Raw genomic sequence first — 15,754 nt, 5'->3', positions numbered from 1 at the left:
AATAACATGAATTTCGAAGGTAAAATTGCGCTGGTAACCGGCGCAAGTCGCGGCATTGGCCGTGCTATCGCGGAAACGCTGGTCGCTAAAGGTGCCAAAGTTGTCGGCACCGCCACCAGCCAGAGCGGCGCTGATGCCATCAGCGAGTATCTGGGTGACAACGGCAAAGGGCTGTTGCTCAACGTCACTGACGCGGCTTCGATTGACAGCGTCTTAGAAAATATTCGCAGCACATTTGGCGAAGTGGATATTTTAGTCAATAATGCAGGCATCACGCGTGACAATCTTCTGATGCGCATGAAAGATGATGAGTGGCAGGATATCCTGGACACCAATCTGACTTCCGTATTCCGTCTGTCAAAAGCGGTAATGCGTGCGATGATGAAGAAACGCGCGGGCCGGATTATTACCATTGGCTCCGTCGTTGGAACAATGGGTAATGCGGGCCAGGCAAACTACGCGGCAGCAAAAGCGGGTTTGATTGGCTTTAGCAAGTCACTGGCGCGTGAAATCGCGTCACGTGGCATTACCGTTAACGTTGTGGCACCTGGTTTCATTGAAACCGACATGACGCGTGCGTTGAGCGAAGATCAGCGTGCGGGCATTCTGGCGGAAGTGCCTGCGGGTCGCCTTGGCGATGCGCAGGAAATCGCCAATGCTGTAGCATTTTTAGCCTCTGACGAGGCGGCGTACATCACAGGTGAGACGCTGCACGTCAATGGCGGAATGTACATGGTTTAATAATCACGAAAATCATTTGCGTTATTTGCGGCAATGGCCGCAAAATAGCGTAAAATCGTGGTTGGAACAGCCGGGATTTAGTTGCATCTTTTTCAACATTTTATACACTACGAAAACCATCGCGAAAGCGAGTTTTGATAGGAAATTTAATAGTATGAGCACTATCGAAGAACGCGTTAAGAAAATCATTGGCGAGCAGCTGGGCGTTAAGCAGGAAGAAGTTGTGAACACTGCCTCTTTTGTTGAAGATCTGGGCGCTGATTCTCTTGATACCGTTGAGCTGGTAATGGCTCTGGAAGAAGAGTTCGATACCGAGATTCCGGACGAAGAAGCTGAGAAAATCACTACTGTTCAGGCTGCTATTGATTACATCAATGGTCACCAGGCATAAGTGAACATCTCCAGGCGGTCATTCGACCGCCTGAGTTTTATCTGAACATCCCACATCCTGTCCTTTTTTCCCTCCCTGGAGGACGAACGTGTCTAAGCGTCGTGTAGTTGTGACCGGTCTTGGCATGTTGTCTCCTGTCGGCAATACCGTAGAGTCCACCTGGAATGCTCTTGTTGCCGGTCAGAGTGGCATCAGCCCGATCGACCATTTTGATACCAGTGCCTATGCAACCCGTTTTGCCGGTCTGGTAAAGGATTTTAACTGTGACGATTTCATCTCGCGTAAAGATCAGCGCAAGATGGACGCCTTTATTCAATATGGCGTCGTTGCAGGCATTCAGGCCATGCAGGATTCCGGCCTGGTCATTACTGACGAGAACGCCGAACGTGTGGGTGCTGCTATTGGCTCCGGAATTGGCGGCCTGGGTCTGATTGAAGAGAATCACGCGTCACTGGTTAACGGTGGCCCGCGTAAAATCAGCCCGTTCTTTGTTCCCTCAACCATCGTTAATATGGTTGCCGGACACCTGACCATCATGTTTGGCATGAAAGGTCCCAGTATTTCTATCGCTACCGCCTGTACGTCTGGCGTGCATAACATCGGCCACGCTGCGCGTATTATCGCCTACAACGATGCCGATGTGATGCTGGCCGGCGGAGCGGAAAAAGCCAGTACGCCGCTTGGCGTGGGTGGCTTTGGCGCGGCGCGCGCACTGTCGACCAATAACGATAATCCGCAGGCGGCCAGCCGCCCGTGGGACAAAGATCGTGACGGCTTCGTGCTGGGTGACGGAGCGGGTCTGCTGGTACTGGAAGAGTACGAGCACGCCAAACAGCGCGGCGCGAAAATCTATGCCGAAATCGTCGGCTTTGGTATGAGCAGCGATGCCTACCATATGACCTCACCGCCTGAAAATGGCGCCGGTGCGGCACTGGCGATGGTCAACGCGCTGAAAGATGCGCAGCTGAAACCTGAACAGATCGGTTATATCAACGCGCACGGTACCTCAACCCCGGCCGGTGATAAAGCGGAAACGCAGGCGGTTAAGTCGGTGTTTGGTGAGTCAGCCAGCACGGTGCTGGTCAGCTCAACCAAGTCGATGACCGGCCACCTGTTAGGGGCGGCGGGCGCGGTAGAGTCGATTTTTACCATTCTGGCCCTGCGCGACCAGATCGTTCCGCCGACCATCAATCTGGACAATCCGGACGAAGGCTGTGACCTCGACTTTGTGCCGCACACCGCGCGTAAAGTTGAAAACATGGAATATGCCCTGTGCAACTCCTTTGGTTTCGGCGGCACTAACGGCTCGCTGATTTTCCGTAAGATTTGATGCTGAAGCAGTAACAACAGTGAGGCCCGCTTTCTAGCGGGCCTTTTTTTTAGCGCAGGCGCACCGGCCGCCCCCTCAGGCAGTTTCAGATGATTCTGTCGGCATTGGCAGGTAATCTGGCTGACATTCGGATAGCGGGAAGCAGGCATAATGTGGATTAACGGTATACGGCAGCAGACGATCGAGGCCAGCGATCGGGCGGTACAGTTTGGCGACGGCTGTTTCACCACCGCGCGCGTCAGGCAGGGGCAGGTAGAGTGGCTGGAGGCGCATCTGCAGCGGCTGCAGCAGGGCTGTGAACGGCTGCTGATCGCCGATGTCGACTGGGCGGCGCTGCGGTCTGAAATGATCGCCGCCAGCGCCACGCTGGCAGACGGCGTGCTGAAGGCAATCGTCACCCGCGGAAGCGGTGGCCGCGGCTACAGCGCCAGCGGCTGCGGCAGCCCGACGCGAATTATTTCGCTGGCCGCCTACCCGGCGCACTACGACGCTTTACGCCACAGCGGTGCCCGGCTGGCGCTCAGCCCGGTGCGGCTGGCGCAAAACCCGCTGCTGGCCGGTATTAAACACCTCAACCGGCTTGAGCAGGTGCTGATCCGCACACGGCTTGAACAGACGGGGGCCGACGAGGCACTGGTGCTTGACACTGATGCTATGCTGGTGGAATGCTGTGCGGCGAATTTATTCTGGCGCACCGGGGATCGGGTCTTTACCCCGGACTTAAGCGAATCAGGGGTCAACGGCATCCAGCGACAGCGGGTGATGCAGCAGATTGTCGCCCATGGCCTGTCACTCAGTGAGGTGCGCGTGGGAATTGATGCGCTGGCCGCTGCCGATGAGGTTTTCATCACCAATGCGCTGATGCCGGTGCTGCCTGTGCGTCAGGTCGAGTCATGGCACTATCCTTCGCGCCAGCTGTTTTCTCTGCTTTGCCCCCATTAGATAACGTGGAATTTTTATGACTACAACACGCAAAATCGTCGTCGGGGTGGTTGCGGCAGCACTGTTAGCCGCCGCATACGGTTACTGGCAGACGCGTCAGTTTGCCGATTCTCCCCTGACCATTAACCAGGAAACGATCTTTACCCTGCCCGCCGGCTCCGGCCGCGTGGTGCTGGAAGCCCAGCTGGAGTCAAAGCACATTATCAAACCCGGCCCGTGGTTTGGACTGTTGTTGAAGCTGGAGCCGGAGCTGGCGGAGTTCAAGGCCGGCACCTATCGCTTCGATGAAAAGATGACCGTGCGCCAGATGCTGGCGCTGCTGGCCTCCGGTCGCGAAGCGCAGTTCCCGCTGCGCTTTGTGGAAGGAACGCGCCTGCAGGAGTGGCTCAGTCAGCTGCGCAGCGCCCCCTATCTGAAACATCAGCTGGCAGACGACCAGCTGACGACCGTTGCCGCCGCGCTGCAGCTGCAGGGTGAAGAGCAGGGTGCCGAAGGCTGGTTCTATCCGGATACCTACCACTACACCGCCAATACCAGCGATGTCGCGCTGCTGAAACGCGCCCATCAGCGGATGGAAAAAGAGGTGGATGAGGCCTGGCAGGGACGGGAAGATAACCTGCCGTATAAATCGAAACTCGAGCTGCTGACCATGGCGTCGATCGTTGAGAAAGAGACGGCGGTCAGCGACGAGCGCGCTAAGGTGGCGTCGGTGTTTATTAACCGCCTGCGCACCGGCATGCGTCTGCAGACCGACCCCACGGTGATTTATGGCCTTGGCAGCGACTACAGCGGCACCCTTACGCGTAAGGATCTGGACACGCCCACGGCGTATAATACCTACACCATTAACGGCCTGCCGCCGGGGCCGATTGCCATGCCGGGCAGCGCCTCGCTGCAGGCTGCCGCCCATCCGCTGAAAACCAGCTATCTCTATTTTGTCGCTGACGGTAAGGGCGGGCACACCTTTACCACCAATCTGGCCAGCCACAATAAAGCCGTTCAGGTCTACCGGCTGGCGATGAAGGAAAAAAATGAACAGTAAATTTATCGTTATTGAGGGCCTGGAAGGGGCGGGTAAAACCACGGCACGGGATGCGGTGGTCGCTGAACTGCAGCGGCACGGAATTAACGATATTGTCTTTACCCGCGAGCCGGGCGGTACGCCTCTGGCGGAAAAGCTGCGCGAGCTGATCAAGCAGGGCATCGAGGGGGAGCGCGTCACCGACCAGGCAGAGCTGCTGATGCTCTATGCCGCCCGCGTACAGCTGGTCGAAAACGTGATTAAGCCGGCGCTGGCACGCGGTGCCTGGGTGGTTGGCGATCGTCACGATCTCTCATCGCAGGCTTACCAGGGCGGCGGCCGCGGCATGGACAGCGCGCTGATGCGCACGCTAAAGCAGGCGGTGCTGGGCGACTTTGCCCCCGATCTGACCCTGTACCTCGACGTGACGCCGGAAATTGGCCTGCAGCGGGCGCGGGCGCGTGGCGAGCTGGATCGGATCGAACAGGAGTCGCTGAACTTCTTTATCCGCACCCGTGACCGCTATCTGGCGCTGGCCGCCGCAGACCCACGCATCCTCACCATCGACGCCACCCGTCCGCTGGCGCAGGTCAGCCAGGATCTGCAGCAAACGCTGGCCGGCTGGTTACAGGACGTCCGATGAACTGGTATCCGTGGCTGAATCCGGCTTACCGACAGATCCTCGGCCTGCATCAGGCCGGGCGCGGGCACCATGCGCTGCTAATCCAGGCGCTGCCGGGCATGGGGGACGATGCGCTGGTATGGGGCATCGGTCGCTGGCTGATGTGCCGCCAGCCTGAAGGTCTGAAAAGCTGCGGTCACTGCCACGCCTGCCAGCTGATGCAGGCGGGTACCCACCCGGACTGGTACCGGCTGGAAGCTGAGAAAGGTAAAACCACGCTGGGCATCGACGCCGTCCGCAACGTGACAGAAAAACTCTACCATCATGCCCAGCAGGGTGGGGCCAAGGTGGTCTGGCTGCCGGATGCCGCCCAGCTGAGCGAGGCGGCGGCTAACGCCCTGCTGAAAACGCTGGAAGAGCCGCCGAAAAACACCTGGTTTATGCTCAGCTGCGAAGAGCCCGCGCGGCTGCTGGCCACGCTGCGCAGCCGCTGCCTGCTGTGGCATCTTCAGGTGCCGGACGAAGCGCAGAGCCTGAACTGGCTGCAGAAACAGTCGACGGCCAGCGCAGAGGAGCGCATGGCGGCGCTGCGGCTGGCGGCCGGGGCACCGGCCGCCGCGCTGGCGCTGCTGGAGCCAAAGGTGTGGCAGCAGCGTCAGGCGTTGTGTCAGGCGCTGCCTGCAGCGCTGCAGGGTGATATGCTGACGTTGCTGCCGGTGCTCAACCATGAGCAGGCGGCGCAGCGTATTGGCTGGCTCTGTTCGCTGCTGATTGACGCTGCCAAATGGCAGCACGGTGCCGGGGCGTACATCACTAACCCTGACCAGCAGGCGGCGGTCAACGGGCTGGCCAGCCTGCTGCCGGCGGCGGCGATCGATCGCAGCCTGCGTCACTGGATGGCCTGCCGCGATCGCCTGCTGCACGTGGTGGCGGTCAATCGCGAATTACTGCTTACCGACCAGCTGTTAGGCTGGGAAGAGACGATCAAACCGGCGGCTGCCGGTATCCACCTTTAAGAGTAGCGAACATGTTTTTAGTTGATTCTCACTGCCATCTGGATGGCCTGAACTACGAAACCCTGCACAAGGATGTGGCCGACGTGGCCGCCAAGGCGGCGGCGCGCGACGTAAAATTTATGCTGGCGGTAGCCACCACGCTGCCGGGCTATAAAGCGATGACCGCACTGATTGGCGATCGTCCCGACGTGGCTTACTCCTGCGGCGTGCACCCGTTGAATCAGGAAGAGGAGTACGACTTCGCCGAACTACGCGCGCTGGCCGCCGAACCACGGGTGGTGGCGATGGGCGAGACCGGGCTGGACTATTTCTATCAGAAAGAGACCAAAGCACGTCAGCAGGCTTCCTTTCGGGAGCATATTCGCGTGGGGTGCGATCTGAACAAACCGGTGATTGTCCACACGCGTGACGCGCGCGAAGACACGCTGGCTATTTTGAAGGAAGAGCAGGCCGATCGCTGCGGGGGCGTGCTCCACTGCTTTACTGAAGATCGGGAAACGGCGGAAAAACTGTTGGATATGGGTTTCTACATCTCTTTCTCCGGTATTGCCACCTTCCGCAATGCTGAGCAGATCCGCATCGCGGCGCGCTATGTGCCGCTGGACCGCATGCTGGTGGAGACGGATTCGCCGTATCTGGCCCCGGTGCCGCACCGTGGCAAAGAGAATCAGCCGGCCTGGACCCGAGATGTGGCGGAGTACATGGCGGTGGTGAAGGGCGTCAGCATTGAAGAGATGGCTCGCGCCACCACGGAAAACTTCTCGCGCCTGTTCCACGTGCCGATGTCGCGCCTGGGCGGTTGAATCCGCTGGCTGATTTGTTTTATGCCTCGTAATTAATAGCGAAAAGTCGTAAAGTGCAGCGCCGAAAATTGGCAGCTGCACTTTTTTTTAGCGCATAATTTAGCGGGTTTTGACGATTTTTCCTGGTTATCGGCGGGTGGGCAGCGCGAAACGTGATAGCCATCAAACAAATTTTTACCAATTTATTTTACTCTTCGTAATAAATACCGAGAGCGTTAAGACTCTCTGAAAAAAGCAAGGGATCCTCCCTCCTTTGCACCGCGTACCACGCGAACGAAAAGCACTCATACTCAGGAGCTTTACACTATGTTCAAAAATGCATTTGCGAACCTGCAAAAGGTCGGTAAATCGCTGATGTTACCCGTTTCGGTGCTGCCGATAGCGGGTATTCTGCTGGGCGTTGGTTCTGCCAACTTCAGCTGGTTACCGCTGGTCGTCTCACAGGTGATGGCGGAAGCCGGTGGTTCAGTCTTTGCCAATATGCCGCTGATTTTTGCCATCGGCGTGGCGCTGGGCTTCACGAATAACGATGGCGTTTCTGCCCTTGCGGCGGTGGTAGCTTACGGCATCATGGTGAAAACCATGGCCGTGGTCGCGCCGCTGGTGCTGCACCTGCCGGCGGAAGAGATCGCCAGCAAGCACCTGGCCGATACCGGCGTGCTCGGCGGGATTATCGCCGGCTCCATCGCCGCGTATATGTTTAACCGCTTCTACCGCATCAGGCTGCCAGAGTATCTTGGCTTCTTCGCCGGTAAGCGCTTTGTACCGATTATCTCCGGCCTGACGGCGATCTTCCTCGGCGTGGTGCTCTCCTTCATCTGGCCACCGATTGGTTCGGCTATCCAGACCTTCTCCCAGTGGGCGGCGTACCAGAACCCGGTGGTGGCGTTTGGCATCTACGGCGTGGTTGAGCGTTCTCTGGTGCCGTTTGGCCTGCACCATATCTGGAACGTGCCGTTCCAGATGCAGATCGGCGAATTCACCAACGCGGCAGGCCAGGTATTCCACGGCGATATCCCGCGTTATATGGCGGGTGACCCAACCGCAGGTAAACTGTCCGGCGGCTTCCTGTTCAAAATGTACGGCCTGCCTGCCGCAGCGATTGCCATCTGGCACTCCGCGAAGCCTGAAAACCGTGCCAAAGTGGGCGGTATCATGATCTCCGCCGCGCTGACCTCGTTCCTGACCGGTATCACCGAACCGATTGAATTTGCCTTTATGTTCGTTGCGCCGATCCTGTATGTGATCCACGCAATTCTGGCCGGTCTGGCGTTCCCAATCGCTATTCTGCTGGGCATGCGCGACGGTACCAGCTTCTCGCACGGCCTGATCGACTTCATCGTGCTGAGCGGTAACGGTAGCAAACTCTGGCTGTTCCCGATTGTCGGTATCATCTACGGCATCATCTACTACACTATCTTCCGTGTACTGATTGCCAAACTGGATCTGAAAACGCCGGGCCGTGAAGAGAGCTCCAGCGAGCAGACCAGCGCCTCGGCCAACGAAATGGCGGCCAACCTGGTTGCTGCATTCGGCGGTAAAGAGAACATCACTAACCTCGACGCCTGTATTACCCGTCTGCGCGTCAGCGTGGCGGACGTGGCGAAAGTCGATCAGGCAGGGCTGAAAAAGCTTGGTGCTGCCGGCGTAGTAGTGGCAGGTTCCGGCGTTCAGGCGATTTTCGGCACCAAGTCCGATAACCTGAAAACCGACATGGACGATTACATGCGTAACGCGTAAGCGCTAAGCATCAGTAAAATGAAAAGGGAGCGCAGGCTCCCTTTTTTACGTCTTAAGCAATAGTGTATGATCCTGTCCGCAGGTGAAGAAAAGAAAAACGGCGTTGAAAGTTGATAAAAAACGATTTTCTCGCTCATACTGCGATAATTGTACAGATGCTAAGGATATGCACCATGGCCGAAGAAACCATTTTCAGTAAAATCATCCGCCGCGAAATTCCGGCTGACATCGTCTATCAGGACGAACTGGTCACCGCCTTTCGCGATATCTCTCCGCAGGCACCCACCCATATTCTGGTGATCCCCAACCTGCTGATCCCAACGGCCAACGACGTGCAGGCGGCGCATGAGGCGGCGCTGGGTCGGATGATGACCGTGGCGGCGAAAATTGCCAAAGAAGAGGGCATTGCCGAAGACGGCTATCGTCTGATTATGAACTGCAATAAGCACGGCGGGCAGGAGGTGTACCACATCCACCTGCACCTGGTGGGCGGCCGCCCTCTCGGGCCGATGCTGGTCTCCTGACCCTGAACGGCTACGGAAGTCACCCGATGCGGATCATCATTATCAGCGCGCTGATGCTGCTGGCACTCAGCGGCTGTTCCAGCGACCGCACCGCAATCAACACCGCGCAAACGCTGGTGATGGAGTCGTCGGTGCTGTCGGCCGGCATCACCACCGATGAGCCGACGATCCGCGAGGTCAACGGCCAGCAGCGTGCCTCAACCACCCTGTTTAACCAGCAGGACAAACCGGTCAGCGTCAACTGGCGATTCTACTGGTACGATGAAAAAGGGCTGGAGATCCTGCCTTTTGAACGCCCACAAACCGTGGTCGTTCCTGCCAACGGCAAGGCCGAAGTGGCCTCGCAAAACGGCAACCTGTCGGCGGGCAAAGTTCGTCTCTACCTGTATCTGTGAGGAGTGATAGCGTGCAACATAAATTTAAGCTGGCGGGCGTACTGGCGCTGGCCCTGTTACTGACGGGCTGTATTACCGGTGAACAGCAGCAGGGGCAGCAGCCTGCGCCGGTGGAACCGGTACAGCCGCAGCCGCAACCTGAGCCACAACCGGTACCAGCACAGCCTGCGCCGGTAGAGAACGTGCCGCAACCGCCGAAGATGCAATCCATCAACTGGCAGGCCAGCGTTTCTCCGCTGGTGGCGCAGATGCTGAAGGCGGATGGCGTCACCGCCGGCAGCGTGCTGCTGGTCGACAGCGTGAAAAACAGCACTAACGGCAGCCTGCAGAGCGCTAAGGCGACCGCGGCGCTGCAGGGTGCGCTGGCCAATAACAGCCAGTTCACGCTGGTCAGCCCGCAGCAGCTGGGCGTGGCTAAGCAGACGCTGGGCCTGTCGGCGGAAGACAGCCTGGTCTCGCGCAGTAAAGCGATCGGTCTTGCCCGCTACGTTGGCGCACAGTATGTGCTGTACAGCAATGCCGAAGGCGACATCAAATCGCCGACGCTGCAGATGCAGCTGATGCTGGTGCAGACCGGTGAAATTATCTGGTCAGGCAGCGGTGCCGTTCAGCACTGATCCGGCACTCGGTCAGCTAATCAGGCAGCACTTTCCGGCGGCAGACATTGCCGCCGGATGCTTTACGGCGCAAAGCGGCCTGAGCGGTGGCAGCGTGCGCATCGCGCTGCCGGACGTTACGCTGCTGGCGCGACGGGCGGACGTTACCCCGCTGATGCCTGGCGTCTGCCGCCGTCGTGAGTACCGCATTTTACGCAAGCTGGCCGCCAGCGGTGTGGCACCGCAGGCGGTAGGGCGCAACCCGCACTGGCTGCTGCTGGGCTGGCAGGTGGGGCAGGTGCTGCACCCCGACGCGCTGAATGACTGGCTGGAGCCGCTGGCCGCCACCGTGGCGCGACTGCACCAGCAGCCGCCGTGCGGTTACCGCTTAACCCTGCTGCCGCTGTTGCAATGTTACTGGCAGCGCAGCCAGCCTGCACGGCGCACGCTGACGTGGCTGCGGGCGTTACGGCGGTTAGCGCGTCAGGGTGAGCCGCGTCCGCTGCGGCTGGCACCGCTGCATATGGATATCCACAGCGGCAATCTGATTAACGCCGGCGGCAGGCTCAGGCTGATCGACTGGGAATATGCCAGCGATGGCGATGTGGCGCTGGAACTGGCCGCAATCATTAGCGGTAACGGGCTGGATATCGGGCAGCAGCAGCGGCTGATTACGGCTTACGCCGGACAGCAGCAGCTGCAGCCTGACGCCCTGATCCAGCAGATTCACCGCTGGCTACCGTGGCTGACGCTGCTTGCCAGCTGCTGGTATGAACTGCGCTGGCAGCAGAGTGGCGAGACGAATTTTCTGGCGCTGGCCGAACAGGGCTGGCGGCAGGTTAAACACAATGTAGCCTGAATCATTCAGGTTGCCTGAAGCGAATGCCTGTGCGACCTGATGAATGACGGATATAGCCTGTAACAGCAGGATAAGAGGTGAACTGTGGGACCCGTAATGTTAGACGTGCACGGCTACGAACTGGATGCCGAAGAGCGCGAAATTTTACAGCATCCGCTGGTGGGCGGGCTTATTCTGTTCACCCGCAACTACCACGATCCGGCGCAGCTGGCCGAACTGGTACGGCAGATCCGCGCCGCCTCACGCCAGCGGCTGGTGATCGCGGTCGACCAGGAAGGCGGACGCGTGCAGCGCTTTCGCGACGGCTTTACCCGGCTGCCCGCGATGCAGGCGTTTGCCGCACTGAATGACGCGGCGGCGGGGGAACAGCTGGCGCAGCAGGCGGGCTGGCTGATGGCCGCCGAGATGATCGCCATGGATATCGACATCAGCTTTGCGCCGGTGCTGGACATTGGCCACGGCAGCGCGGCAATTGGCGAGCGCTCATTCCATCAGGACCCGGCGATCGCGCTGGCGATGGCGCGGCAGTTTATCCGCGGTATGCACGATGCCGGGATGAAGACCACCGGCAAACACTTCCCGGGGCACGGTGCGGTCAGCGCCGACTCGCACAAAGAGACGCCGCGCGATAACCGCAGCGAAGCGGAGATCCGCCAGCAGGATATGCCGATTTTCAAACAGCTGATTGCCGAAGGCGCGCTGGATGCGATCATGCCAGCGCACGTGATCTATACCGAGGTCGACCCTAACCCGGCCAGCGGCTCATCGCACTGGCTGCAGACGGTGCTGCGCAGTGAGCTGGGCTTTAACGGCGTGATCTTCTCTGACGATCTGTCGATGGAAGGGGCGGCGGTAATGGGTAACTATGCCCAGCGTGGGCAGGCGGCGCTGAACGCCGGCTGCGACATGATTCTGGTCTGCAACCACCGTGCAGGCGCGGTGAGCGTGCTGGATAATCTGCCGCCGACCCGCAGCGAACGGGTCAGCCAGCTGTACCACCGTGGTCATTTCAGCCGGCAGCAGCTTATCGACTCGCCGCGCTGGAAAGAGAGCCATAACGCGCTGGAAAAACTGCAGGATCGCTGGCTGACGCAGAAGGCGAATTCTGCCCGCTAATTCAAATCTCCACGTTGTTTTTTATATAAAAATTAACCCGCCAGCCGGCGGGTTAAATACCCCTGTTATTCGTAGTATTCCCGCTTTTATTAATAAAATTGACCAGGATCAATTTTCGTAGAACAGATGAATTCCCCCGTGTTATTCTGCCCTCAGCTCGCGAATTAACATCGCCAACCCTATGTTTGCTAAGGTTATTATTTAACTTTTAGTTAACGATTGGTTCACTTTTATGAGGGTCGTCAGACTGTATCTATGAAGAAAATTGTTATTATCGGCGGAGGCGCCGGAGGACTCGAACTGGCTACTCAGCTGGGCCACAAGCTGGGGCGCAAAAAGAAAGCGCAAATCACGCTGGTGGATCGTAACCAGACTCACCTGTGGAAACCGCTGCTGCATGAAGTGGCCACCGGATCGCTGGATGAAGGCATTGACGGACTGAGCTACCTGGCTCACGCCCACAAGCACGGCTTTGAGTTTCAGCTCGGTACCCTGACCACCCTGAACCGTGACGATAAGCGCGTGCACCTTGCGGAAATTCGCGATGAGAAGGGCGCTCTGCTGGTCGCCGAACGCGAACTGGAGTACGACACGCTGGTGATGGCGCTGGGCAGTACCTCTAATGATTTCGGTACGCCGGGCGTCAAGGATAACTGCATCTTCCTCGACAACCCGCATCAGGCGCGTCGTTTCCATAACGCCATGCTGAACCTGTTCCTTAAGTTCTCCGCCAGCAACGGTGCCACCGAAAAAGTGAACATCGCCATCGTCGGTGCCGGTGCCACCGGGGTGGAACTCTCTGCCGAGCTGCATAACGCGGTGAAAGAGCTGCACAGCTACGGCGTTAAGGGGCTGAACAGCGAAGCGCTGAACGTCACGCTGGTGGAAGCCGGCGAGCGTATTCTGCCGGCCTTACCGCCGCGCATCTCCGCCGCGGCTCATCAGGAGCTGAGCAAGCTGGGCGTGCGCGTTCTGACCCAGACCATGGTTACCAGTGCCGATGAGAAGGGCCTGAACACTAAGTCCGGCGAGTTTATTGACGCCGACCTGATGGTATGGGCCGCGGGTATCAAGGCACCGGACTTTATGAAAGAGATCGGCGGCCTCGAAACCAACCGCATCAACCAGCTGGTGGTGGAGCCGACGCTGCAGACCAGCCGCGACCCGAACATTTACGCGATCGGCGACTGCGCGTCCTGCGCGCTGCCGGCGGGGGGCTTCGTGCCGCCGCGTGCGCAGTCCGCTCACCAGATGGCGTCACGCGTGCTGGCAAATATCCTGGCAGAGATTAAAGGGCAGCCGCAGAAGCCCTACGTCTATAAAGACAACGGCTCGCTGGTTTCGCTCTCACGCTTCAGCACCGTGGGCAGCCTGATGGGCAACCTGATGCGCGGTTCGATGATGATCGAAGGCCGCATTGCACGTATCGTCTACATCTCGCTGTACCGCATGCACCAGATTGCCCTGCACGGCTACTTCAAAACCGGGCTGATGATGCTGGTGGGCAGCATTAACCGGGTGATCCGCCCGCGTCTGAAGCTGCACTAAGCCGCGCGGTAGTCCGCGTCTGAACCGGTCCTGCATCCTGTTCAGATCCTGAAAGGCCGGGAAGGGCGTCGCGAATGCGGCCCTGACCTGGCCTTTTTTTCTGCTGCAGGTGGGGGCATTACCGGTGCTCGGAACACTCCTAAAACCCCGTATCTTCGGTGCTTTCGCACGTTTTCTTCCCCTATTCTTATTGTCACATTCCCCGTCAGATTGCAAAATTCAGCTCATTACCCTGGTGCGTCGCGCACGCCGGGTAGGCCGTACCTGCCACGGATGTTGCAGCAGGCCAGTATGCGCGGTAACTGTCAGGAGGATTTCCTGTGAATAAATCAATGTTAGCGGGAATTGGAATCGGTGTGGCTGCCGCGCTGGGCGTAGCTGCCGTGGCCAGCATGAACGTGTTTGACCGTGGTCCGCAGTTTGCCCAGGTGCTCTCCGCCACGCCGATTAAACAGACGGTAAAAAACCCGCGTCAGGAGTGCCGTAACGTCACTCTGACCCACCGCCGCCCGGTGCAGGATGAAAACCGCATCGCCGGCTCGGTATTAGGTGCGGTAGCCGGTGGCGTGCTTGGCCACCAGTTCGGCGGCGGACGTGGGCGCGATGTTGCCACGGTCGCGGGTGCGCTGGCCGGCGGCTACGGCGGTAATCAGGTACAGGGAGCGCTGCAGGATCGTGACACCTACACCACTACCGAGCAGCGCTGCAAAACGGTCTATGACAAGCAGGATAAAATGCTGGGTTACGACGTCACCTATAAAATTGGCGACCAGCAGGGTAAAGTCCGCATGGATAACGACCCGGGTACCCGCATTCCGCTGGACAGCAACGGCCAGCTGATGCTGAATAATAAAGCCTGAGCCTGAGCCTGAGCCTGGGCCTGGGCCTGAAAAACGTTGACCGTTGACAGCCGCAAAGCTGTCGACAGTCAACGCGTTAATGATGGCACATCCGTATTACTTCCACTTCAGTCATGACGCCCAACTCAACCGCCTCAGTAAAATTCACGCTGCTGAGTGCCGTTAAACCCGTAATATAGCGGGCATAATTCTGCAACCCTGCAACCCTGCAACCCTGCAACCCTGCAACACTCAGACACTGCAGGACATCCCTGCGTAGCGATGGATTATTTCGCCACCAGCTGAAACTGCTTGCCTATCGCGCCGGCCATCGCCAGCAGCGCATCGAGGGTGAATTTTTCGGTTTTCTGATTCACCACGTCAGAGACGCGCGGGCGGGTAACGTGCATGATCTGCGCGGCCTGGTGCTGCTTAATATTGCCCGCTTTGATCCAGTCAGCGATCTCCGCCATCACCTGTTTTTTCATCGCCTGCAGGCGACGGATCTCCTCGTCAGAGTCGCGCAGCAGCGCTGCCGCCTGGGCATCATCAAACCCGAGGTCGCTAAAGATATTATCCTCCGCCCGGGTCAGATGGCGGCTGGCAGTGTCAATTTTATCGCTCATACTTTGCTCCTGGTCCTTTCCGCAATCACTTCGCGATAGCGGGTTTTGATGATAACAACATCTTCGTTACGCGTTTTCTGCGATTTTTTAATAAAGCTGTGCAGCACGTAAAGTCGTTCGGCAAACTTTGCCACATACACCACCCGGCCAGAGTGATGTTCGTCGTTCAACCGGATCTCCACCACTCCCGCCCCCCAGTCTGCAATCACTTTAAAGTCGGCGGGGTCTTCACCAAACTGAACCTTACGCAACTCCCTGCCTGCCAGCGCCCGCAGCGTCAGCGGCAGCTGTTTCAGATCGTCCAGTGAGCTGCCGCGCCAGTCGATCGTCTTCGGTCGCAGGTGTTGTTCCGTTGTGTGCGTCATTAAGCCTCCCTGAGTGTATAAGTTTTTGTACAACACGCAAGTGGGGCCAGCACGTTAAGTTCATTCGTGATGGCCGGCTCCGGCGGTTGACCGAGTACACAGGGTAAGCTCTGAACGGATGGCGGTCATCATCGTGGCGCAGGCACGTGTCAGATCCTGAAAGCGTTACGTAAAATTAGCGGGGAAGGGGCACGAAATGAGAATTCAGGCCCTGCCGCATAAGAATTATCGCGGCAGGGGCCTGGGTGAAAGAACCGGCTGCGTTGAAAGGCGCAGGCCC

18 protein-coding genes are annotated in these 15,754 nt (G+C 58.5%); 16 read left to right on the top strand and 2 right to left on the bottom strand.

The genetic code is table 11. From position 1 onward, the window contains the following. Positions 1–6 precede the first annotated feature (6 nt). The 16 genes from fabG to ASF13_RS12080 all read left to right on the top strand — a co-directional run bounded on the left by fabG (position 7) and on the right by ASF13_RS12080 (position 14,504). The gene (gene fabG / locus ASF13_RS12155; protein WP_056236592.1) at positions 7–741 is read left to right on the top strand and encodes a 3-oxoacyl-ACP reductase FabG; all 735 of its coding nucleotides are present in this window, start codon (positions 7–9) and stop codon (positions 739–741) included. A 154-nt stretch (positions 742–895) separates the two neighbouring features. Then, the gene (gene acpP, locus ASF13_RS12150) at positions 896–1,132 is read left to right on the top strand and encodes an acyl carrier protein (RefSeq protein WP_004157115.1); all 237 of its coding nucleotides are present in this window, start codon (positions 896–898) and stop codon (positions 1,130–1,132) included. A gap of 88 nt (positions 1,133–1,220) precedes the next feature. After that, complete coding sequence (fabF, locus tag ASF13_RS12145) at positions 1,221–2,462, top strand: beta-ketoacyl-ACP synthase II (RefSeq protein ID WP_056236589.1); 1,242 nt, start codon at positions 1,221–1,223, stop codon at positions 2,460–2,462. Between the two features lie 147 nt (positions 2,463–2,609). Next, positions 2,610–3,404, top strand: a complete 795-nt coding sequence (pabC, locus tag ASF13_RS12140) for an aminodeoxychorismate lyase (protein ID WP_056236588.1) — start codon at positions 2,610–2,612, stop codon at positions 3,402–3,404. 16 nt (positions 3,405–3,420) lie between these two features. After that, positions 3,421–4,446: an endolytic transglycosylase MltG gene (mltG, locus tag ASF13_RS12135; RefSeq protein ID WP_056236585.1), complete on the top strand. Its 1,026-nt coding sequence runs from the start codon at positions 3,421–3,423 to the stop codon at positions 4,444–4,446. Beyond that, a complete protein-coding gene (tmk, locus tag ASF13_RS12130; protein WP_056236583.1) occupies positions 4,436–5,068 on the top strand; it encodes a dTMP kinase in 633 nt (210 codons plus the stop codon). Before mltG ends, tmk begins: the two co-directional genes overlap by 11 nt. Further along, the gene (holB, locus tag ASF13_RS12125; RefSeq protein ID WP_056236581.1) at positions 5,065–6,063 is read left to right on the top strand and encodes a DNA polymerase III subunit delta'; all 999 of its coding nucleotides are present in this window, start codon (positions 5,065–5,067) and stop codon (positions 6,061–6,063) included. The genes tmk and holB overlap by 4 nt, the downstream gene beginning before the upstream one ends. An 11-nt stretch (positions 6,064–6,074) precedes the next feature. After that, the gene (locus tag ASF13_RS12120; RefSeq protein WP_056236579.1) at positions 6,075–6,866 is read left to right on the top strand and encodes a metal-dependent hydrolase; all 792 of its coding nucleotides are present in this window, start codon (positions 6,075–6,077) and stop codon (positions 6,864–6,866) included. 306 nt (positions 6,867–7,172) lie between these two features. Then, positions 7,173–8,606 carry a PTS glucose transporter subunit IIBC gene (ptsG, locus tag ASF13_RS12115; protein WP_056236578.1) on the top strand — a complete coding sequence of 478 codons (1,434 nt, stop codon included), beginning with the start codon at positions 7,173–7,175 and terminating at the stop codon, positions 8,604–8,606. Between the two features lie 173 nt (positions 8,607–8,779). Then, positions 8,780–9,130: a purine nucleoside phosphoramidase gene (gene hinT, locus ASF13_RS12110; protein ID WP_056236576.1), complete on the top strand. Its 351-nt coding sequence runs from the start codon at positions 8,780–8,782 to the stop codon at positions 9,128–9,130. Positions 9,131–9,156: 26 nt separating this feature from the next. After that, complete coding sequence (locus tag ASF13_RS12105) at positions 9,157–9,525, top strand: YcfL family protein (protein WP_056236574.1); 369 nt, start codon at positions 9,157–9,159, stop codon at positions 9,523–9,525. A gap of 11 nt (positions 9,526–9,536) precedes the next feature. Beyond that, positions 9,537–10,142, top strand: coding sequence for a penicillin-binding protein activator LpoB (gene lpoB, locus ASF13_RS12100; protein ID WP_056236572.1), 606 nt, complete (start codon positions 9,537–9,539; stop codon positions 10,140–10,142). Continuing rightward, entirely contained in the window at positions 10,102–10,980 is an 879-nt protein-coding gene (gene thiK, locus ASF13_RS12095) for a thiamine kinase (RefSeq protein WP_056236570.1), read from the top strand. The genes lpoB and thiK overlap by 41 nt, the downstream gene beginning before the upstream one ends. 96 nt (positions 10,981–11,076) lie before the next feature. Beyond that, positions 11,077–12,096 carry a beta-N-acetylhexosaminidase gene (gene nagZ / locus ASF13_RS12090; protein WP_056236568.1) on the top strand — a complete coding sequence of 340 codons (1,020 nt, stop codon included), beginning with the start codon at positions 11,077–11,079 and terminating at the stop codon, positions 12,094–12,096. Positions 12,097–12,351: 255 nt separating this feature from the next. Beyond that, entirely contained in the window at positions 12,352–13,644 is a 1,293-nt protein-coding gene (locus ASF13_RS12085; RefSeq protein ID WP_056236566.1) for an NAD(P)/FAD-dependent oxidoreductase, read from the top strand. Positions 13,645–13,964: 320 nt separating this feature from the next. Next, on the top strand, positions 13,965–14,504 hold the full coding sequence (locus ASF13_RS12080) for a glycine zipper 2TM domain-containing protein (protein ID WP_056236565.1): 540 nt from the start codon (positions 13,965–13,967) through the stop codon (positions 14,502–14,504). Between the two features lie 266 nt (positions 14,505–14,770). Here the strand turns inward: ASF13_RS12080 and ASF13_RS12075 are convergent, their stop codons facing one another. Both ASF13_RS12075 and ASF13_RS12070 read right to left on the bottom strand, forming a co-directional pair. Then, complete coding sequence (locus ASF13_RS12075; protein ID WP_056236563.1) at positions 14,771–15,109, bottom strand: helix-turn-helix domain-containing protein; 339 nt, start codon at positions 15,107–15,109, stop codon at positions 14,771–14,773. Further along, positions 15,106–15,474 (bottom strand): type II toxin-antitoxin system RelE/ParE family toxin, encoded by a 369-nt coding sequence (locus tag ASF13_RS12070; RefSeq protein ID WP_056236561.1) that lies wholly within the window; start codon positions 15,472–15,474, stop codon positions 15,106–15,108. The genes ASF13_RS12075 and ASF13_RS12070 overlap by 4 nt, the downstream gene beginning before the upstream one ends. Positions 15,475–15,754 lie beyond the last annotated feature (280 nt).

Source organism: Erwinia sp. Leaf53 (genome assembly GCF_001422605.1).
In the GTDB taxonomy this organism is placed as follows: domain Bacteria; phylum Pseudomonadota; class Gammaproteobacteria; order Enterobacterales; family Enterobacteriaceae; genus Erwinia.
This window is presented reverse-complemented; position numbering and strand designations above follow the sequence as displayed.